Annotated in this window: 16 protein-coding genes and 1 tRNA gene; 10 read left to right on the top strand and 7 right to left on the bottom strand. The window is 71.1% G+C overall.

Annotation, left to right across the window (positions count from 1 at the left end):
• The first annotated feature begins 49 nt into the window (after positions 1-49).
• Positions 50-1,381, top strand: coding sequence for an MFS transporter (locus tag NCCP_RS04295; protein ID WP_149956009.1), 1,332 nt, complete (start codon positions 50-52; stop codon positions 1,379-1,381).
• Between the two features lie 240 nt (positions 1,382-1,621).
• Here the strand turns inward: NCCP_RS04295 and dcd are convergent, their stop codons facing one another.
• Positions 1,622-2,203: a dCTP deaminase gene (gene dcd, locus NCCP_RS04290; protein WP_149956008.1), complete on the bottom strand. Its 582-nt coding sequence runs from the start codon at positions 2,201-2,203 to the stop codon at positions 1,622-1,624.
• A gap of 201 nt (positions 2,204-2,404) precedes the next feature.
• Between dcd and NCCP_RS04285 the strand changes: the two genes are divergently transcribed.
• On the top strand, positions 2,405-3,193 hold the full coding sequence (locus NCCP_RS04285) for a M15 family metallopeptidase (protein ID WP_172627290.1): 789 nt from the start codon (positions 2,405-2,407) through the stop codon (positions 3,191-3,193).
• A 196-nt stretch (positions 3,194-3,389) separates the two neighbouring features.
• On the opposite strand, the gene NCCP_RS04280 is transcribed toward NCCP_RS04285, so the two are convergent.
• Positions 3,390-5,096 (bottom strand): fumarate hydratase, encoded by a 1,707-nt coding sequence (locus NCCP_RS04280; protein ID WP_149956006.1) that lies wholly within the window; start codon positions 5,094-5,096, stop codon positions 3,390-3,392.
• Between the two features lie 186 nt (positions 5,097-5,282).
• Between NCCP_RS04280 and NCCP_RS04275 the strand changes: the two genes are divergently transcribed.
• From NCCP_RS04275 to NCCP_RS04240, 8 genes are all read left to right on the top strand, one after another.
• On the top strand, positions 5,283-5,738 hold the full coding sequence (locus tag NCCP_RS04275; RefSeq protein ID WP_149956005.1) for an SseB family protein: 456 nt from the start codon (positions 5,283-5,285) through the stop codon (positions 5,736-5,738).
• Positions 5,739-5,772: 34 nt separating this feature from the next.
• A complete protein-coding gene (locus NCCP_RS04270) occupies positions 5,773-6,255 on the top strand; it encodes a cation:proton antiporter regulatory subunit (protein ID WP_149956004.1) in 483 nt (160 codons plus the stop codon).
• Positions 6,256-6,268: 13 nt separating this feature from the next.
• Positions 6,269-7,453, top strand: a complete 1,185-nt coding sequence (locus NCCP_RS04265) for a cation:proton antiporter (RefSeq protein ID WP_149956003.1) — start codon at positions 6,269-6,271, stop codon at positions 7,451-7,453.
• 111 nt (positions 7,454-7,564) lie between these two features.
• Positions 7,565-7,635: transfer RNA gene (locus NCCP_RS04260), tRNA-Gly, on the top strand.
• Between the two features lie 52 nt (positions 7,636-7,687).
• A complete protein-coding gene (gene panD, locus NCCP_RS04255; protein WP_149956002.1) occupies positions 7,688-8,104 on the top strand; it encodes an aspartate 1-decarboxylase in 417 nt (138 codons plus the stop codon).
• Positions 8,105-8,107: 3 nt separating this feature from the next.
• Positions 8,108-9,034 carry an AEC family transporter gene (locus tag NCCP_RS04250; RefSeq protein WP_149956001.1) on the top strand — a complete coding sequence of 309 codons (927 nt, stop codon included), beginning with the start codon at positions 8,108-8,110 and terminating at the stop codon, positions 9,032-9,034.
• Positions 9,035-9,140: 106 nt separating this feature from the next.
• On the top strand, positions 9,141-10,829 hold the full coding sequence (locus tag NCCP_RS04245) for a helicase HerA-like domain-containing protein (RefSeq protein WP_149956000.1): 1,689 nt from the start codon (positions 9,141-9,143) through the stop codon (positions 10,827-10,829).
• Positions 10,830-10,839: 10 nt separating this feature from the next.
• Complete coding sequence (locus tag NCCP_RS04240; RefSeq protein ID WP_149955999.1) at positions 10,840-11,832, top strand: hypothetical protein; 993 nt, start codon at positions 10,840-10,842, stop codon at positions 11,830-11,832.
• An 80-nt stretch (positions 11,833-11,912) separates the two neighbouring features.
• Here the strand turns inward: NCCP_RS04240 and NCCP_RS04235 are convergent, their stop codons facing one another.
• The 5 genes from NCCP_RS04235 to NCCP_RS04215 all read right to left on the bottom strand — a co-directional run bounded on the left by NCCP_RS04235 (position 11,913) and on the right by NCCP_RS04215 (position 19,036).
• On the bottom strand, positions 11,913-13,196 hold the full coding sequence (locus NCCP_RS04235) for an MFS transporter (protein WP_149955998.1): 1,284 nt from the start codon (positions 13,194-13,196) through the stop codon (positions 11,913-11,915).
• A 47-nt stretch (positions 13,197-13,243) separates the two neighbouring features.
• Positions 13,244-13,714: a MarR family winged helix-turn-helix transcriptional regulator gene (locus NCCP_RS04230; RefSeq protein WP_149955997.1), complete on the bottom strand. Its 471-nt coding sequence runs from the start codon at positions 13,712-13,714 to the stop codon at positions 13,244-13,246.
• A gap of 234 nt (positions 13,715-13,948) precedes the next feature.
• A complete protein-coding gene (locus tag NCCP_RS04225; RefSeq protein ID WP_149955996.1) occupies positions 13,949-15,934 on the bottom strand; it encodes an NHL domain-containing thioredoxin family protein in 1,986 nt (661 codons plus the stop codon).
• Positions 15,935-16,065: 131 nt separating this feature from the next.
• On the bottom strand, positions 16,066-16,893 hold the full coding sequence (locus tag NCCP_RS04220) for a hypothetical protein (protein WP_149955995.1): 828 nt from the start codon (positions 16,891-16,893) through the stop codon (positions 16,066-16,068).
• Positions 16,883-19,036, bottom strand: a complete 2,154-nt coding sequence (locus NCCP_RS04215) for a bifunctional copper resistance protein CopD/cytochrome c oxidase assembly protein (protein ID WP_149955994.1) — start codon at positions 19,034-19,036, stop codon at positions 16,883-16,885. The genes NCCP_RS04220 and NCCP_RS04215 overlap by 11 nt, the downstream gene beginning before the upstream one ends.
• Positions 19,037-19,115: the final 79 nt, after the last annotated feature.

The raw sequence follows: 19,115 nt of genomic DNA, 5'->3' as shown, positions 1-19,115 counted from the left end.
GGGCCCGCGCATCCGGCCGGGATCAGTGCCAAAGCGTTACCATGCAGCCATGATCGAACAGCCGGCCGCCGCCGCGGTTCCCTCCGCCGCGCGCCGGCCGAACACCCCCCAGGTCCTGGCCTGGGCCGCATGGGACTGGGGCTCCGCAGCCATCAACGCGGTGATGACCACCTTCGTGTTCACCGTCTACCTGACCAGCGAAGCCTTCGGCGAGACGGACGCCAACTCGGTGGTGCTCGGCAACGCGCTCGCCGTCGCCGGCGTCGCGATCGCCGTACTCGCCCCGGTGGCCGGACAGCGCTCCGACGCCGGAGGCCGGCGGAAGTACTGGCTGGGCGTGAATACCGTGCTGGTGACGTTGGCCACCGCCGCCTGCTTCTTCGTGTTCCCCTCCCCGGAGTACCTGCTGCCCGGCGTCGCGCTGATTGCGCTGGCCAGCGTGTTCGCGGAGTTCGCCACGGTGAACTACAACGCGATGCTCCCGCAGGTCTCCACCCCGCGGACGGTGGGCCGGGTCTCCGGCTTCGGCTGGGGCATGGGCTACCTCGGCGGCATTGCGGCCCTGGCCCTGGTGCTGGTCCTCTTTGTCCAGCCGGCCTTCGACTGGCCGGGGGCATCCGAGGAGGGCGCCCTGAACCTGCGCCTGGTGGCCGTATTCTCCGCCACCTGGTTCCTGGTCTTCGGGCTGCCGGTGCTCTTCGCCGTCCCCGAGCTGCCGCGCCCGGCCGCCTCCGCCCGCCCCGGCATCCTGGCCTCCTACCGGAGACTGGGGCGCACCGTTGCCGGGCTGGCCCGCTCCGAACCGCACACCCTCTTCTTCCTGGGAGCCAGCGCGGTCTTCCGCGACGGGCTGGCGGCGGTGTTCGCCTTCGGCGGCGTCATCGCGGCGGGCACGTTCGGCTTCGCGCTTTCCGAGGTCATCGTTTTTGCGATCGCCGGCAACGTGGTGGCGGCCGCCGGAGCCGTCGCCGGCGGCGCGCTCGATGACAGGGTGGGGCCCAAGCGGGTGATCGTGTGGTCCCTGGCCGGGCTGCTGGCCACCGCGGTGGGCCTGTTCCTCTCGCCGGGGGCTGCCGGGTTCTGGGTGTTCGGGCTGCTGCTGTGCCTGTTCGTCGGCCCGGCCCAGTCCTCCTCCCGCGCCTTCCTGGCCCGCCTGGCGAAGACCGGCCGGGAGGGGGAGCTCTTCGGGCTGTACGCCACCACCGGGCGGGCGGTCAGCTTCCTGGCCCCGACGCTCTTCGCCGCCGCGATCGCGCTGGCCGCCCCGCACGTGGCGGAGGGCCAGGCCCAGCGCTACGGCATCCTGGGCATCGCCGCAGTGCTCCTGGCGGGCCTGCTGCTCCTGCTCCCCGTCCGTTCCCCGGCGAAAAGTGACGTGTAAGTGCGGGTCCTGCGCGAATAATGCCGAAGGCCGGCAGCGGGATTCCGAGGACACGGGCGGCGGTGGTGCGGTAGGCCGCGCCGCTGGCTCATACGCACATCCTGCCCGTCTGCGGGACGCCGAAAGCGTTTATCCACAGGTCCTTGCGGGCAAGTGCGCCACCGGCGAGCGGCCTGTTGGGCGGAAGCCCCGCACTTTTCCGGAAGACACCGCACTAACGCGCCACTTTTCGGCGCGCGGCTAGCCTTCCAGCCGGGTCCGGTGGAAGTTGAGGAAGCTGCGCGAGGCCGTCGGCCCGCGCTGGCCCTGGTAGCGGCTGCCGTACTCGCCGGAACCGTAGGGGTACTCGGCCGGGGAGGAGAGCCGGAAGAAGCACAGCTGGCCGATCTTCATGCCCGGCCACAGCTTGATCGGCAGCGTCGCGACGTTGGACAGCTCCAGCGTGACGTGCCCGGAAAAGCCCGGGTCGATGAACCCGGCGGTGGAGTGCGTGAGCAGGCCCAGCCGGCCCAGCGAGGACTTGCCCTCCAGCCGGGCGGCGATGTCCTCCGGCAGCGTGACGGTTTCGTAGGTGGAACCCAGCACGAACTCCCCCGGGTGCAGGATGAACGGCTCGTCCGCCTCGACCTCGACCAGGCGGGTCAGCTCAGGCTGGTCCTCCGACGGGTCGATGTGCGCGTACTTGTGGTTGTCGAAGAGGCGGAAGAAACGGTCGAGCCGCACGTCGACGCTGGAGGGTTGGACCATCTGCAGGTCGAGGGGGTCAAGCGCAATGCGCCCGGCGTCGAGTTCGGTCCGGATGTCGCGGTCGGAGATCAGCACCCCACCACAATATCCCCTCGGAACCACGCCCGGAGTCCGTGTCGCGGCGGTGCTGACGCCGCCCCCCGGGTCCCGATACGCTGGGGGCGCGGGGTGCGTCCCGGCCCGCACCCCGGACTAAAAATGCACGACCAAAACGCAGGACCGAGACCACGACCCAATCCAGCGATGCCCCGCCGGGGCACCCGAACGAAGGCCCGGATGTACAGGACACGTGCCGCCCTCGCACTGGCAGCGCTGCTTGCCGCCGCGTTGCTGCCGGTTCCCGCCGCGGTGGCGGGGCCGGTGGACGACGCCGCCGGCACCCCCGCGCAGGAGTCCTCCCTGGTGGCCGATCCCTCCCTGGTGGTCCTGGTCAACGCCCTGCATCCGCTGGAACCGCTGGACTACGAGCCCGCCCGGCTCGCCGACGCCGGTTCCGGCCACCGGATGGTCCCGGAAGCGGCGGCGTCCCTGCGCCGCCTGCTCGCCGCGGCCGCCGGCGCGGGGCATGCCCTGCGGATTGAAAGCGCCTACCGCAGCTACGCGCAGCAGGAGGCCCTCTATGCCGGCTACACGCGCAGGTACGGCGCCGCCTACGCGGCCCAAATCTCCGCCCGGCCCGGGACCAGCGAGCACCAGACCGGACTGGCCGCGGACATCGGCCTGGCCAGCGGCGAATGTTCGCTGCTGGCCTGCTTCGGGGACACCGCGGCGGGGCAGTGGGTCGCCGCCCATGCCGCCGAATACGGGTTCGTCGTCCGCTACCCCGAGGGCCTGGAGCAGGTCACCGGATTCCGCTACGAGCCATGGCACCTGCGCTTCCTCGGCGCCGGGCCCGCGCAGGAGATGGCCGCGCTCGGCGACGAGACCCTCGAGGCCTACACCGAGCGCCTGGAACGCCGGGCCGCCGCCGCAGCACGGCCCCGGCACGTGCTGCGTCCCGCCCCGGAGCACCCGCCGTGGTACCCGGCCACCTTCCCGCGGTGGGCCTTGGGCCTGCCCGCCTGAACGGCTCCGGCAGGCCCGGCCCGGCACACGCAGTCCGGCACACCCGGTCCGGCACACACAGTCCGGCACGCCCAGTCCTGCACACCAAAAGAAGGACGGCGGCGGAACCTGCGTTCCGCCGCCGTCCTTCCGGCCTTCGGGTCGGGCCGGCTGCCGCCCGGGGCCCCCGGAGCCCAACGGCTGCCGGGACCTGCCGCTACCTGGCGCGGACCGGGATGCCCGTAAAGGTGGGCTTGAGGGTCTCGGCGAAGAAGTCCTCGCCCTTGTCATCGACGACGATGAAGGCCGGGAAGTCCTCGACCTCGATCTTCCAGACGGCCTCCATGCCCAGCTCGGGGTACTCGATGACCTCGACCTTCTTGATGCAGTCCTGGGCCAGGCGCGCGGCGGGGCCGCCGATGGATCCCAGGTAGAAACCGCCGTGCGTGTTGCAGGCCTCGGTCACCTGGCGGGACCGGTTGCCCTTGGCCAGCATGACCATCGAGCCGCCGGCGGCCTGGAACTGGTCCACATAGGAGTCCATGCGCCCGGCGGTGGTCGGGCCGAAGGAGCCCGAGGCCATGCCGTCGGGGGTCTTGGCGGGGCCGGCGTAGTAGACCGGGTGGTCCTTGAGGTACTGCGGCATCTCCTCGCCGGCGTCCAGGCGCTCCTTGATCTTGGCATGCGCGATGTCGCGGGCCACCACCAGCGGGCCGGTCAGGGACAGGCGGGTCTTCACCGGGTACTTGGTGAGTTCGGCGAGGATGTCCGCCATCGGCTGGTTCAGGTCCACCTTCACCACGGTGCCGCCGCCGGTGCCGGACACCCCGTCGGTCTCCGCGTCATGGGCGGCGAGCGCCGGGTGGGACGCCTCCGGCATGAAGCGGGCCGGATCGGTCTCCAGCTGCTCCACGAACACGCCCTCGGGGGTGATCTTGGCCAGCATCTGGCGGTCGGCGGAGCAGGAGACGGCGATTGCGACCGGCAGGGACGCGCCGTGGCGCGGCAGGCGGATGACGCGCACGTCGTGGCAGAAGTACTTGCCGCCGAACTGGGCACCAATGCCGAAGTGGCGGGTCAGCTCCAGGACCTTCTCCTCCAGCTCGACGTCGCGGAAGCCGCGCCCGGTCATCGCGCCGGTGGTGGGCAGGGTGTCGAGGTACTTGGCGGAACCGTACTTCGCGGTCTTGAGCGCGAACTCGGCGCTGGTGCCGCCGATGACGATGGACAGGTGGTACGGCGGGCAGGCCGCGGTGCCCAGCGAGCGCAGCTTCTCGTCGAGGAACTTCAGCATCGAATTCTCGTTGAGGATGGCCTTGGTCTCCTGGTACAGGAAGGACTTGTTGGCGGAGCCGCCGCCCTTGGCCATGAACAGGAACTTGTACTGGTTCTCGTGGCCCGCCTGGGTGTCCGCGTAGATCTCCACCTGGGCCGGCAGGTTGTTGCCGGTGGACTTCTCCTCCCAGGTGGTCAGCGGGGCCAGCTGGGAGTAGCGCAGGTTCAGCTGGGTGTAGGCGTCGTAGATGCCCTTGGACAGGGACCTCTCGTCCGGGCCCTGGGTGATGACCTGCTGTCCGCGCTTGCCCATCACGATTGCGGTGCCGGTGTCCTGGCACATCGGCAGGATGCCCCCGGCGGCGATGTTCGCGTTCTTGAGCAGGTCCAGCGCGACGAACTTGTCATTCGGGCTGGCTTCCCCGTCATCGAGGATGTTGCGCAGCTGCTGCAGGTGGGCAGGGCGCAGGTAGTGGGAGATATCGTGCAGGGCCGTCTTGGACAGCAGCTCCAGCGCCTCCGGGTCGACCTCCAGGTACGTCCGGCCACCCGGACCCTCCACGGTGCGCACGCCCTCGGTGGTGAGGAGGCGGTAGGGGGTCTCGTCCTCGCCGATGGGCAGCAGGTCTTCGTACGCGAATTCGGTCATGGCGCTTCCTCGCAGTGGCTACAAACTGGGCATCAACCACTGTAAGACGTCGGCGGCGCACACCTGTATTTGGTGTCGCGGGCCACGTCCCGGGTTTCGGTGCCCGCGCGGGCACGACGGCGGCGGCGGGGACCCGCCGGGCCGGTTGGGTTGCACTGTGGCACGCGGCCGTGGTCGGGTGGGGAGATGAGTGATGAAACCACCCCGCAGACCACCGAATCCGGGACCGACTGGTCCCAGCCGCAGACCCACCTCGAGACGGTGCTGAAGGCCGGCCAGGAGAACAGGGTGGAGGCCGGCGAGGTCATCGCCACCTTCCTGAACTCCGAGGTCTTCTTTCTCAGCCGCGAAAAGGTGGACGAGTCGTCCCCGCAGGTGCAGCCCATGCTGCTGCAGAACGCGGACAACCAGCCCGTCGTCGCGCTGTTCACCCATCCGGCCCGCATCCCGGGCGCCTACATCGAGGAGGCCCCCTTCGCGGTGCGCGTGCTGGGCGCGTCCGTGGTGGACCACCTCTCCGGGGCCGGCCTGGTCCTGAACCCCGGCCACGACCTCGGCTTCGAGATTCCCGCCGAGGGGGTGGCCCAGATCAGGCGCGACTTCCGCCCGGACGCCGCCGCGGAGCAGGCCACCGACAGCTGACCCCATCCGGCCGGCGGAGTCCTATGGTTATCGCATGGACATGGAAGAAACGCCGCTGCCCGGGATCGGGGTGCGCCGCGAAATCACGCTGGCCAACGGGCGCCGCGTCGGCGTCGTGGTCATGCGCGACGGGCAAATCGAACTCATTGTTTCCGAGGCGGACGACCCCGATGCGTGTGCCGCGTCGCTGCCCCTGACCCCCCTCGAGGCGGCCGCCCTTGGCGGCATGCTGGGGGCTCCCCAGCTGGTGGCCCAGCTGACGGACCAGCACAGCGAACTGCCCGGGATCAACACCCAGCAGTTTGTGCTCAGCGCCGACAGCCCCTACGCCGACCAGACCCTGGGGGACACCCGCATGCGCACCCGCACCGGCGCCTCGGTGGTGGCCGTCTCCCGTGCCGGCGGGGTCATCCCCTCCCCCGGGCCGGACTTCGAACTGCAGGCCGGCGACGTCCTGGTGGCCGTCGGCACCACCGCCGGGCTGGAGGCGGCCGCCCGCATCATCAGCGAGGGCTAGGCCGGACGGGCGCGTGCACCACACCACGTTGATCCTCATCGAACTCGGCGCCATCTTCCTCGGGTTGGGGCTGCTGGGCCGGCTGGCCGCGCGTGTGGGCATGTCCCCCGTCCCGCTGTACCTGCTCGGCGGACTCGCCCTCGGGGCCGGCGGCTTCGTCCCGCTGGTGGGCCTGGGAGAGTTCGGGCACATCGCCAGCGAAATCGGCGTCGTCCTGCTGCTGTTGATGCTCGGGCTCGAATACACCGCCCGGGAACTGGTCACGGGCCTGAAGGGCTCCTGGCAGGCCGGCGTGGTCGACCTGGTACTGAACTTCACCCCGGGCGCGGCGCTGGCGCTCATCCTCGGGTGGGGTGCCCCGGGCGCGCTGGTGCTCGGCGGCGTCACCTACATCTCCTCCTCGGGCATCGTGGCCAAGGTCCTCACCGACCTCGGCCGGCTGGGAAACCGCGAAACCCCGGTGGTGCTCACCATTTTGGTGCTCGAGGACCTGGCCATGGCCGTCTACCTGCCCATCCTCACCGCGGGCCTGGCCGGCCTGAGCCTCTGGGGCGGATTGCGCACCGTGGCGGTCGCGCTGCTGGCCGTGACCGCCGTGCTGCTCATGGCGCTGCGCTTCGGCCCGCAGATTTCCCGTCTGGTGCATTCCCCGGACCGCGAAAACTTCCTGCTCAAGCTCATCGGAGCCGCCCTGCTGGTGGCAGGGCTGGCCTCGACCCTGCAGGTGTCCGCGGCCGTGGGCGCGTTCCTGCTGGGCATCGCGATCTCCGGCTCCACCGCCCATTCGGCGGCCAAGCTGCTGGAACCGCTGCGGGACCTCTTCGCCGCCCTGTTCTTCGTGCTCTTCGGGCTGAGCACCGATCCGCACTCCATTCCCCCGGTGCTGGGGCTGGCGGTCGGACTGGCACTGGTGACCTCGGCGACCAAGGTGGCGACCGGGGCCTGGGCCGCCAGGCATGCGGGCATCGGGGTGCCCGGCCGGCTGCGCGCGGGAGCGGCGCTGATCGCCCGCGGCGAGTTTTCCATCGTCATTGCCGGGCTCGCCATTGCCTCCGGGGCGGTCCACGGCCAACTGGCCGCCCTGGCCACGGCCTACGTGATGCTGCTGGCGGTTCTGGGGCCGGTGGCCACGCGCTTCGTTGAGCCGCTTGGCCGCCCGTTCCTGCGCGGCCGCAAGGTCCCGCCCGCCCGGAAATAGCCCCCGCGCCGCGCCGCAGGCGGGCCGATTATGCATGTCACCCCAGTCTTGGGCTATGCTGGTGATCGCCCGCGGTGCACTGGGACACACCAGGACGACGGCGGGCAGTACGCGGGCGTAGCTCAATGGTAGAGCGCCAGCTTCCCAAGCTGGACACGCGGGTTCGATTCCCGTCGCCCGCTCTCTTCATGCCCCCGGTCGGGGGCGCTTCCGGACACGCGTAAAATGGCTTCCATGAGGCGCACCATGTTCAAGTCCAAGATCCACCGGGCCACGGTCACGCATGCGGACCTGCACTACGTCGGGTCCGTTACCGTCGACCTTGACCTGCTCGAGGCCTCGGACATCCTCCCCGGCGAAAAGGTCAGCATCGTGGACGTCACCAACGGCGCCCGCCTCGACACCTACACCATCGCCGGCGAGCGCGGATCGGGCGTCATCGGCATCAACGGCGCGGCCGCCCACCTGGTGCACCCCGGGGACACGGTCATCCTCATCAGCTACGCGGAAATGGAGACGGAAGAGGCCCGTTCCCACGTGCCGAGCATCGTCCACGTGGACGCGGACAACCGCATCGCCGCACTCGGCTCGGACCCCGCCGAGGCGCTGGCCGAAGGCGTCCTGCGCCCTCCCCACGCGCTCCACGCCTAAGGCGTGCTCGGCGTCCTGTCAGGCTTCGCGGTCGTTTGGACCGTGATCGCCGTGGGGTACCTCGTGGGCCGCACCGGAGTCCTCGGACCCCACGGCCGCCACGTGCTCAACCGCCTGACGTTCTTCGTCGCCAGCCCCGCGCTGCTGTTCACCACCATCTCCAATTCCGATCCCCGTGCGGTGCTCGGCCCGATGCTCTGGGTCTCCACGCTCAGCGCCTTCATCATCGCCGGCCTCTACATGGTGGCCGCACGCCTCTGGCTGCGCCGGGGCCGCGCCGAGCAGCTGGTGGGCGCCATGAGCGCTGGCCTGGTGAACTCCGCCAACCTCGGCATGCCAATCGCGGTCTACGTCCTCGGCGACATCGCACAGGCGGCTCCGGTCATCCTGTTCCAGCTGGCGATCTTCACCCCCGTCTTCCTGTCCCTGCTGGACAGCACCACCGCCCGTCACCGCACCACCTTCTGGTCCTTCCTGTTCCAGACCGCCCGCAACCCGATGATCCTGGGCTCCCTGGTGGGCCTGGCGTTCGCGGTCTTTGACTGGACGCTGCCACAGCAGGTCTCCGACCCGATCGAACTGATCGGCGGCGCCTCTATCCCCGCCATGCTCCTGGCCTTCGGCATCTCCCTGGTGGGCTCGCGCCCCCTGCAGAAGTCTTCCGGCCGGCGCGCCGACGTGTTCACGGCCTCCGCGCTGAAGCTGCTGGCGCATCCGCTGGTCGCGTGGGCCCTGGGAGCGTTCGCCTTTCGCCTCCAGGGGCCTGAGCTGTTCGCCGTGGTCGTCATGGCCGCGCTGCCCACGGCCCAGAACGTCTTCGTCACGGCCTCGCGCTACGAACAGGGCGTGGTGGTTGCCAAGGACACCGTGCTGGTGACCACGATCGTCGCGATTCCGGCCATGATCCTGGTCGCCGCGATCCTCGCCTAGGAGCACACCCGGGCCCCGGGGGCGCGCGGGACGGCGCGGGCAGAGGGCTGTGGCCAGGTTCCCCGCTGCCACTGACCGCGCCCGCACCCCGACGTAGGCTGGGCTCATGGCGAAGAGCACACCCTCGGAGCAGGCGGACAGGATCCGGAGCGGATACGCGTTTGAAGGTCCAGCGGTGGACCTCGGGGCCGCGCTGACCGGAGGCGAGCTGCGACCCGAGGCACAGGTGCGGCTGCCGCTGCGGATGATGAACCGGCATGGACTTGTGGCCGGTGCCACCGGCACCGGCAAGACGGTCACGCTGCAGGTCATGGCGGAACAGCTCTCCGCCGCCGGCGTCCCGGTCTTCCTCGCGGACATCAAGGGGGACCTCTCCGGGCTGGCCGTGCCCGGCTCCCCTACTGGGAAGCTGCTGGAGCGCACCCGCGCCGTCGGCCAGGACTGGGTGGCCCAGGGCTTCCCGGTGGAGTTCCTTGCCCTGGGCGGCGACGGGGCCGGGGTGCCGGTGCGCGCCACCGTGGCCTCCTTCGGCCCGCTGCTGCTCTCCCGCGTCATGGACCTGAACGAGACCCAGGAGTCCAGCCTCCAGCTGGTCTTCCACTACGCGGACCAAAAGGACCTGGAGCTGTATGACCTCAAAGACCTGCGCGCCGTCATCTCCCACCTGGCCAGCGCGGCCGGCCGACCCGAACTGGAGGAGCTCGGGGGCCTGTCCAAAGCCACCGCCGGGGTGCTGCTGCGGGAACTGGTGAACCTGGAGGCGCAGGGCCTGGCAGGGTTCTTCGGGGAACCCGAGTTCAACACCGCCGAACTGCTGCGCACCGCACCCGACGGCCGCGGCGTAATTACCTGCCTGGAGCTGCCCACCCTGCTGCAAAAGCCCCTGCTGTTCTCCACCTTCCTGATGTGGCTGCTGGCGGACCTCTTTGCGGAACTGCCGGAGGTCGGGGATGCGGACAGGCCCCGCCTGGTCTTCTTCCTTGACGAGGCGCACCTGCTCTTCCGTGGCGCATCCAAGGCGTTCCTGGAGGCGGTGGCCGCGACCGTGCGGCTGATCCGTTCCAAGGGCGTGGGCGTGTTCTTCGTGACCCAAACGCCCAAAGACGTGCCGGAGGAAGTGCTGGGCCAGCTGGCCAACCGCATCCAGCACGCCCTGCGCGCCTTCACCCCGGACGACGCCAGGGCGCTGCGCGCCACCGTTTCCACGTTCCCGGTCAGCGACTATGACCTGGCGGAGGCCCTCACCACGGCGGGCACGGGCGAGGCCATCGTGACGGTGATGAACGAACGCGGCGCGCCGGCCCCCGTGGCCTGGACCCGGATGCGCAGCCCGGTCTCCCGGATGGGCCCCGCCCCCGCCGGTACCATCCGGCAGGTGGTGGCCGGCTCGCCGCTGCTCGCCGCCTACGGGACCGCGGTGGACCGCGCCTCCGCCCTTGAGAAGCTCAAGGGTGCGGCGCCGGCCCCTCCGCGGGACCGGGCCCCCGCCCAGGATCTCCCGGGAAAACCCGTGGGCGGGGGCCTGCCCGGCTCCGGGCAGGCCCAGGATCAGGCCCAGGCCCAGGCCCAGGCTCAGGCTCAGATCGATGCGGAGGCCCGCCGGATCGAGGAGGACATCCTCGGGCGGCCCAGTTCCCGCCCCGTGCCGGTCCCGCGGGACCGGTCGCCCCGGCCGGAAGGGGGGCCGGACCCGCTCGTGGAGCGGGTCCTTGAAACGGCGATCGAGGCGGCCGGAGCGATGGGGCAGGAACTGCTTCGGGGCATGTTCCAAACCCGGCGCCGCCGGCGCCGGTAACCTAGGGGGCGTGAAGAGCGCATCCGGACCATTCAAGGCCACCGTCCTGTGGGCGGCGGCCCTGGTTGCCGTCGTGGTGGCCGGCCTGGCCGCCGTGGCCCTTGTCAACCGCTTCGTGCTGGGCCCGGAACGGCTGGTGAAGGACTACTTCGCCCTGCTGCGGGAGGGCGAGGGCGGTCGGGCCTTGGGGCTGCTGGGCGCCGAGGTCCCGGCGGGAAATCCGCTGCTGCTCGACGGCGAGGGGCTGCGCAGTTCTGTCCGGGCCGTGGAGGGCTTCACCGTGGTGGGCGTCGAGCATAAGGACCGGGACACGGCCGTGGTGAGCGCCGGATACAGCGTCGGCGGGGAAGAACGGCAGACCTCCTGGCAACTGCGCCGCGCCGGGAAGAGCCTGCTGGTGTTCGACCGGTGGGCATTCGAGCCGGCGGACCTGCCCAAGGTTCGGGTGGCCGCGGACAGCACCAGCGAGGTGACCGTGAACGGCCTGGTGTCTCCGCTGGCCGAAGGGGCACAGGATTTCCCCGTGTTCCTGCCCGCCGTCGTGGAGGCCCACTTCTCCGCGGAGTACGTGCAGGCGTTCGCCGAGCGCCTGGTGGTCGATTCGGCGGAAACCGCCCGCCGCGGGGGACTGACGCTGACCACCGAACCGACCGCGAAACTGGTGGACGCGGTCCAGGCCCAACTCAAGGAGTACCTGGACGGGTGCGCCGCCCAGCAGGTGCTCAAACCCGCCGGCTGCCCGCTGGCCTACTCCACCAACTCGCGGGTGTCCTCCTCCACCATCAAGTGGTCCATCACGAAGTACCCGGTCCCGGAGATCACCGCGTTTGACGGCGGCTGGGTGGTGCGGCCGCTCGAGGTCGGAGCACAGCTGTCCCTGGTGGAACAGGACCTGGTCACCGGGGCCTACGAGGAGCGGACCGTCACCCAGGTCTTTTCCTTCACCGCAGGCCTGACTGCCAACAGTGCCGGGGTGCGGATTTCCCCCACCGCCGGCGACTGACCCGTCCCCGGCGCCAGCGGTGGCGGCGTCCGGGCCGGCCAGGGAAGGTCCGGGCCGGCTGAGGAGGGGCCCCCAGCCCGCTAGGGAGGGTCCGGGACCTCCAGGGGCGGATGCTCCGGCCCCTGGCCATCGTCCCGTGCCGGGGCCGCAGCCTGTTCGGCGTCCCGCATCGCCTTCTTCCGGCGCAGCACCACCAGCAGTGCTCCCAGTCCGGCGGCCAGGGCCACGGTCCCGCCCGCGGCCACCGCCCACCGCGCCCCGGCGGCGTCGCCGAGCCAGCCGACGACCGGGGCGCCGATTGGGGTGCCGCCCATGATGACGCACATATACAGCGCCAGCACGCGGCCACGGTATTGGGGGTCGACGCCCAACTGGATGCTCACGTTGCACGAATTCAGGAAGGTCACCGAGGCCATTCCCACCAGCACCAGCACCGCCGCGTAGGACCAGTACCCCGGCATCAGTGCCGCCAGGACCGAGAAGGCGCCGAATCCGATGGCACCGCCGATGACGTAGGGCATGCGCGGGCCAACGCGGCGGGCCGCCATCAGGGCCGCGCCCAGCGTGCCGAGCGCCATTACCGTTCCCAGGAACCCGTAGCCTTCCGGGCCGAGCCCGAAGACGGTGGTGGCCATGAGCACGTTGGTGATCTGGAAGTTCAGGCCGAACGTGCCGACCAGCGCCGCAAGCACCAGGATCAGGACCAGGTCGGGCCGTCCCTTGACGTAGCTGAGTCCCTCCAGGATCTGGCGCCTGCCGCGCGGGGTCCGGTCTGCGGGCACCAGCTGGTCGGCACGCATGCGGCTGAGCGCGAAGATGACGGCGGCAAAGCTGGCCGCGTTGAGCAGGAACACCGGCCCCGTGCCCAGCCCGGCGATCAGCAGACCGGACAGGCCCGGTCCCAACAGCCGGGCTGTGTTGAAGGAGGCGGCGTTGAGCGCGACGGCGTTGGGGACCAGGTCGGCGGCGACCATTTCGGAGACGAAGGACTGGCGGGCGGGGGCGTCGAAGGCGCTGGCCATGCCCAGTGCCAGCGCCAGTCCGTAGACGTGCCAGAGTTCGGCGGTGCCGGTGATCACCAGCAGGCCCAGCACCAGGGCGAACGTGCCGCTGGCGGCCTGCGTAAGGCGAAGGACGCGCAGCTTGTGGTACCGGTCCGCGACCAGGCCCGCATAGGGGCCCAGCAGCAGCATCGGCAGGAACTGCAGTCCCATGGTGATGCCGGCGGCCGTGCCGGAGTGGTCCGTCAGGACGGTGAGCACCAGCCAGTCCTGGGCAACGCGCTGCATCCACGTGCCGGTGTTGGAGACCAGGGTCCCGGCCACCCACAACCGGTAGTTGGGGGTGGCCAGGGCCGCGAACATCGGCTGCCTGGGAACCTTGGGGCGGGGCGGCCTCCACGGCCTCCCCCTCATTCGCTGCACATTCCCTGCAGCAGCTCGGCGGCCCGGGCCAGGATGCGCCGGTCCGCGGCGTCGAGTTCCCCCAGCCGCCGCGCCAGCCACGCCGTGCGGTGGGCCTGGGCGCGTTGAAGGATCTCCCGACCCGCACCGGTAATCGATACCACCACCTGGCGGGCGTCATCCGGATGCGGCTGGCGGCTGGTCCAGCCCGCGTCCTCCAGGTGCTGGACGATCCGCGTCATCGACGGCGCGGCGACCATCTCCCCCCTGGCCAGCTGCCCGATCGTCCGGCTGCCCTGCTGAAGCGCCCCCAGCACCGAGTATTGGGCGGGCTTCAGCAGTTCCCCGCTGGCCTCGGTGCGCAACCGGCGCGAGGCGCGCATGATGGCCACCCGCAGTTCCGCCGCAAGGCGGTCCGGCTCCACCGGTTCCGGAACGCCCGCACCGGCCGTTGCGTCGTCGCGCTCGACCCCGGACATCCGAACCTCCCGCAAAGCAGTTGCTTAGCAATACTAACTAAGCGGGCGGACGTTGGCGAGGGGCGGACCGCACCAGGGGAACCCGGCAAGGGGGGTCCAGGGAGGAGAATCCGTGCAGGAGGCTCCCGGCGCGCCACACAGCGGCGGCCAGGCACGGAAGCGCTTCCGTGCCCGGCCGCCACGTGGAGGACTGCGCCGGAAAGTGCCGGCACCGCGCGGGCGGCGCCGGTGGGATCAGTCCAGGCCGCGCAGGTCCAAAGCCAGTTCCGTCTCCCCCGCCGCATCCAGGACCACCGGGATGCCCCAGTCCTGCTGGTACAGGTGGCACGCCGCGTGGTCCGGGATTTCGCCGCCGGGCTCGCCGTCGCACGCGGCCGCGCGGGCGGTGATGTGCAGGACGCCCTCGGGCACCTCCGGGTTCAGTTCCAGCGTGCGGGTCAGGCCCACGGAGGTGCCTCCCCCGCCCAGGAGCAGCTCCTCCGGGGAGGAAGAGATCTTCAGCTGGGTCGGGTCACCCCAGCGGTCGTCCAGCTTCTGGCCCTTGGGGGCGGCGAAGCGGACCACGAGCTGGTGCCGGCCGGGAGCCACGCGGGTCTTGGGACGCTGGGTCTGGGAAGCGCCCTCGTCCACCGTCAGGGCCTCCTTGGGCAGCGGCAGCCGCACCAGCTGGTGCTGGTTGGTCTCCACGACCAGCAGCACCGGTTCGCCGTCGACGGTGGTGTCCAGCAGGACGTCGGAGGGCTCGGCCAGGCCGCGGGCCAGCGTGGAGACGTTCCCCGTGGCCGGCTCGTAGCGGCGGACGGCGCCGTTGTAGGTGTCGGCGACGGCGACCGAGCCGTCCGGGAGCACGGTGACCCCCAGCGGGTGCTGCAGGCGGGCCTGCGCGGCGGGGCCGTCGCGGAAGCCGAAGTCGAACAGGCCGGCCCCGATCGCGGTCTCCACCGCGGCGACGGATCCGTCCTCAGCCAGGCGCAGCACGCGCAGCGCGGAGGTCTCCGAGTCGGCGACCCAGATGTCCCCGTTCGCGTCCGCGGCCAGGCCGGAGGACTGCGCGAACCAGGAGTTTTCCGCCGGGCCGTCGAGCAGGCCCTCCAGGCCGGTGCCGGCGAACACGGCCAGCGCGCCGCTCAGCGGATCGAAGCTGAAGATCTGGTGGGTTCCCGCCATCGCGATGACGATGCGGCCGGCCTTCGCGCTCCACAGCACGTCCCAGGGCGAAGACAGCGAGGTGTTCAGCGGGTCGGTGCCGAGGTCGGTGACCAGGGCCGCGCCGTCGTCGCCGACGCCCTTGGCGGCGAGGCCCGAATCCAGCAGGCGCTGCACGCCGTTGCCCGCGAGGGTGCGCACCGCGCCGTCGGCGAGCGAGAGTCCGCGCAGGCGGTGGTTCACGGTATCGGCGACGACGACGTCGTAGCCGACCTGGGCGGCCAGGGCCTCCGGCAGGACGGCGGCACCCTGGGGCTCGTTGAAGCGCGCCTCGGTGGCCGGGCCGTCGGCAAAGCCCTTGGTGCCCTCGCCAAAGGTCCGCACCACGGTGGAGAGGTCGTTGCCCAGCTCCACCAGGCGGTGGTGTCCGGTGTCCACCACCAGGAAGTTGCCGTTGGGCAGGGCCGTGGCCTTGCCCGGGAAGCGCAGGTCGCCTTCGCGGGCCGGCGGGGCCACGTAGGGGCCGGATCCGCGGTGCAGGGTGCCCTTGGCCTCGTGCTCGGCGATGAGTTCCTCGACCAGGACCTCCAGGCCATTGGCGTGGCCCTCCCCGGAAAGGTGCGCGACGATGTACCCCTCGGGATCCACCACTACCAGGGTCGGCCAGGCGCGGGCGGAGTAGGCCTGCCAGGTGGCCAGCTCCGGGTCGTCGAGGACCGGGTGGTGGATCTCATAGCGCTCCACCGCGGCGGCCAGGGCCACCGGGTCGGCCTCGTGCTCGAACTTCGGGGAGTGCACGCCGACGGTCACCACGACGTCCCTGTATTTCTCCTCGAGCGGACGCAGCTCATCCAGCACGTGCAGGCAGTTGATGCAGCAGAAGGTCCAAAAGTCCAGGATGACGATCTTGCCGCGCAGGTCCTCCAGGCCCAGCTGCTTCCCCCCGGTGTTGAGCCAGTTGCGGCCCACCAGGTCGGAGGCGCGGACGCGGTAGGCGGCGCGGACGGATTCTGCGGATTCAGCGGTCACGGGGAACTCCTGGAACGTTGTCGGCTGACGTGGTCTGCCTACCATTATCCCCGCTGCCGGGATAAGCGGCGTCCCCACGTGACGGCGTGCGACGGGCTTTGGTCCCTGCCGGACCCACAGGTGATGAAGGCCACCGGGATCAGGATGCGGGCGGGATCACGTGCGGCCGGGAAAGGTCACTCCAGCGCGGCCAGGGTCGCGTTGAGCACCCCGGTGGCGATCGTGGCGACCTCCGCGGCGTCCACCCCGGACGCGGCAATGAAGGAGACCATCGCGACGTGGCCGCCCTTCTCCTTGATCAGCACCAGGGACTGCTGCTGCCACCTGCTGCCCTGCGTTCCGCGCGTCCACAGCAGCGCCGAGTCGGCGGTGCCCTGCGCCACGGCCGGGGCTTCGGATTTCAGCGGCACCGTCTCGGAGGTGGTGGACCCGTCCGCGTTCTCCGTCTGGATGTTCATCCGCAGGTTGCTGCAGGAACCCAGGAGCTCCTCCACCAGCGCGTAGTGCGCCTCCAGGCGGGAGCGTTCGGGGACCTTCGCGACCTCGATCGATCCGGTAATGTTCCCCTTCTCCGGTGTGAAGTCGGTCCGGGCGGCGTCCTCTCCCAGCTGCGCCGGGGACCAGTTCAGTCCCTCCAGCACGTTTTGGCAGGTGGAGGGAATCACCACCACGCCCTCCAGGGTGTCGGTGGCCGGTTCGCGCAGCGCCGCCAGGTCTGCGGCGGAGGCCTTGGCGGACTGGGTGAAGCCCAGCGTGTAGGCCTCCACGATGCCGGCCGCCACGGCGTACTCCTCCGGGGTGGCGTCCTCCACGGACCCGCTGGCCGGGGCGGGTGCCGCGGAAGACGACGCCGGGGCCTGTCCGGTGCGCCAGTCGTGCGGATCCGCCGTAGCCACCGGCTCGGCGCCCCCGGCGCAGCCGGCCAGGAGCAGGCCGGCGCCCAGCGTCAGGGCGGCCGCGGCGGCGCGTGCCGCCGTCGTGGTCTTCGGGTGGTTAGCGGCCACGGCGGTCGATCTCCTCGTCCTGCTTCTTCAGTTGGGTAAACATCTGGTTGTAGGCCTGCAGCTCGGCGTCGTGGTCGCGGTCGGCCTGGCGGTCCCTGCGCTTGGTCTCGCGGGCGTCGGCCCGGCTCCAGGCGACCATGACGCCCAAGGCCAGCAGCAGGGTGGGGACCTCGCCGATCCCCCACATGGCGCCGGCGCCGACCTTCTGGTCCTCCAGCGCGTCCGGGCCCCATTCGCGGCCCATGTTGCCGAACCAGCTGGCCTGGATCACCGAGTCCCCGCTCATCAGCGAGATGCCGTAGAAGGCGTGGAAGCTCATGGTGGCCAGCAGGATCACCAGCCGCATCGGGTACGGGGCGCGGCGCGGCAGCGGATCCGCTCCGATCATGGTGAGCACGAAGATGTAGCCGGTGAGCAGGAAGTGCAGGTTCATCAGCTCATGGCCCACGTGCTCGCGCAGCGCGAAGCCGAACAGGTCCGTGTTGTAGAAGACGATGATCGAACCGGCGAAGTTGGCCGCGGCGAACACCGGATGCGTGATGACCTTGGAATAGGTCGAGTGGACCAGCGCCAGGATCCATTCGCGGGGGCCGCGGGTGCCGTCCGTGCGTGCCGGCAGCGCCTTCAGGGCCAGCGTGACCGGAGCTCCGAGGACCAGGAAGATCGGGACCACCATGGTCAGGGACATGTGGTCCACCATGTGTACCGAGAACAGCACCATGCCGTAGACGGCGGGGGCCCCGGAGGTAACGTAGACAAGGGCCAGCAGGCCGGTGAACCAGGAGAGCAGCCGCAGCACCGGCCACTTGTCGCCGCGCCGGCGCACGGAGCGGAATCCCTTCAGGTAGGCGGCGGCCAGGAAGAGCGCAACAGCCACCCACAGCCAGTCGATGCGCCAGACGGTGAACCAGCTGGAGACACCCAGTTCGGGCGGCAGGTCGTACCCGGTGAGCAGGCGGGCGGGGGTGGTTGCGGCGGGGGCGTCCTCGCCGGCCGGCGGGGCCGTGCGTCCCAGGGCCGTCGCCAGGCCCATCACGGCGGCCATGACCGCCGCTTCGACCGCAACGATGCGCCACGTGGCCCGGGTGGCCGAGAACTTCCCGGCCTCCAGCTGCGGGATGGTGCGGCGGCGGTGGGCCAGGCCGAGCGCACCCAGCACCAGGGTCAGGACGGCCTTGGCCGCGATAAGCCCGCCGTAGGGCGTGGCCAGCTGCTCCCATGAGTCCATGCGGATGGCGGCGGAAACGACGCCGGAGCCCAGGACCAGCAGGAACGCCACGGTTGCCAGCGCGGAGAACCGGCGGAGCACGACGCCGGCGAGGACCGGCCGTGCACCGGCGTAGCGCCCGGGGGCGGGTCCCTGCAGCAGCCCCGCGGTGAGGGCCAGGACCAGCACGCCGCCGACCCAGAGGCAGGCTCCCAGCAGGTGCAGGCCGATCGCGTTGACCGCGCCCCAGTGGTCATCCGCTCCGGCGGCATGGCCCACCAGCGCGATCGGGACGACTCCGCCGAGGGCCGCGACGGCGGCCAGGCCTACCCCGGCGGGCGACCGGACTCCGAAGGCCAGGGTGGAAACCACCGCGCCGAGGGCCACCATCCAGGCCCACGCCTGGCCCAGGGAGATGCTCTGGATGTAGTCAAGCATGGCCGCGGTGTAGGCGGGGTCCAGGCTCAGCGGAAGGCCGGCGATGTCGGAGAAGGTGAGCACCAGCACGGCGGCGGCGCCCAGGGTCCAGGTCACGGCGGCAGTAGCGGCCACGTTCATAGACCGGGCGAAGGCAGGGTGTTCGCTGCCGCCGTCGGTGGTGCCGGCCCCACCGTCCCCGTCGCGACGGGCACGGTGGGGCCGGGTGGAGCGCGGCAGCACGGCCGCGGCGAAAACCAGCGCGCCGACGGCCAGCGCCATCGAGAAGTGCACCAGGGCCCGGGCCACCGGCAGGCCCCAGCGCGTGAGGGCGCCCGGGTCCGCGAGTTGCCCGGCAGCGGCCGCGCCCGAGTAGGCCAGGGCGGCAACCAGCGCCAGCACGGCCACCGGGGCGGCGGGCAGGGCCAGGACCTTCCAGAGGCCCGCGTCGGACCTGTCGGTGGAGGGAGCGGGAAGCTGTTTCCCGCCCCTGCCCCGTGGAGCGTGCGTGTTGACCATTCTCCCTGCCACATTTCCCTCGGTAAGTGTGTGCGCCGCGCCGGGCACGCCTTCCATTCTTTCACCCGGGAAGGCGCGC

The sequence above is a fragment of the Zafaria cholistanensis genome (assembly GCF_008580665.1).
GTDB classification, from domain to species: domain Bacteria; phylum Actinomycetota; class Actinomycetes; order Actinomycetales; family Micrococcaceae; genus Zafaria; species Zafaria cholistanensis.
The sequence above is the reverse complement of the archived record's forward strand: the minus strand, read 5'-3'. Positions and strand labels throughout refer to the sequence as shown.

Bases quoted from the DNA above. Each gene is read 5' to 3' on its own strand.
- NCCP_RS04285 (WP_172627290.1), top strand. From the start codon at position 2,405: ATGTACAGGACACGTGCCGCCCTCGCACTGGCAGCGCTGCTTGCCGCC.
- NCCP_RS04235 (WP_149955998.1), bottom strand. From the start codon at position 13,196: ATGTTCGCGGCCCTGGCCACCCCCAACTACCGGTTGTGGGTGGCCGGG.
- NCCP_RS04295 (WP_149956009.1), top strand. From the start codon at position 50: ATGATCGAACAGCCGGCCGCCGCCGCGGTTCCCTCCGCCGCGCGCCGG.
- NCCP_RS04280 (WP_149956006.1), bottom strand. From the start codon at position 5,096: ATGACCGAATTCGCGTACGAAGACCTGCTGCCCATCGGCGAGGACGAG.
- NCCP_RS04270 (WP_149956004.1), top strand. From the start codon at position 5,773: ATGGACATGGAAGAAACGCCGCTGCCCGGGATCGGGGTGCGCCGCGAA.
- NCCP_RS04230 (WP_149955997.1), bottom strand. From the start codon at position 13,714: ATGTCCGGGGTCGAGCGCGACGACGCAACGGCCGGTGCGGGCGTTCCG.
- NCCP_RS04215 (WP_149955994.1), bottom strand. From the start codon at position 19,036: ATGGTCAACACGCACGCTCCACGGGGCAGGGGCGGGAAACAGCTTCCC.
- NCCP_RS04275 (WP_149956005.1), top strand. From the start codon at position 5,283: ATGAGTGATGAAACCACCCCGCAGACCACCGAATCCGGGACCGACTGG.
- panD (WP_149956002.1), top strand. From the start codon at position 7,688: ATGAGGCGCACCATGTTCAAGTCCAAGATCCACCGGGCCACGGTCACG.
- NCCP_RS04245 (WP_149956000.1), top strand. From the start codon at position 9,141: ATGGCGAAGAGCACACCCTCGGAGCAGGCGGACAGGATCCGGAGCGGA.
- NCCP_RS04225 (WP_149955996.1), bottom strand. From the start codon at position 15,934: ATGGTAGGCAGACCACGTCAGCCGACAACGTTCCAGGAGTTCCCCGTG.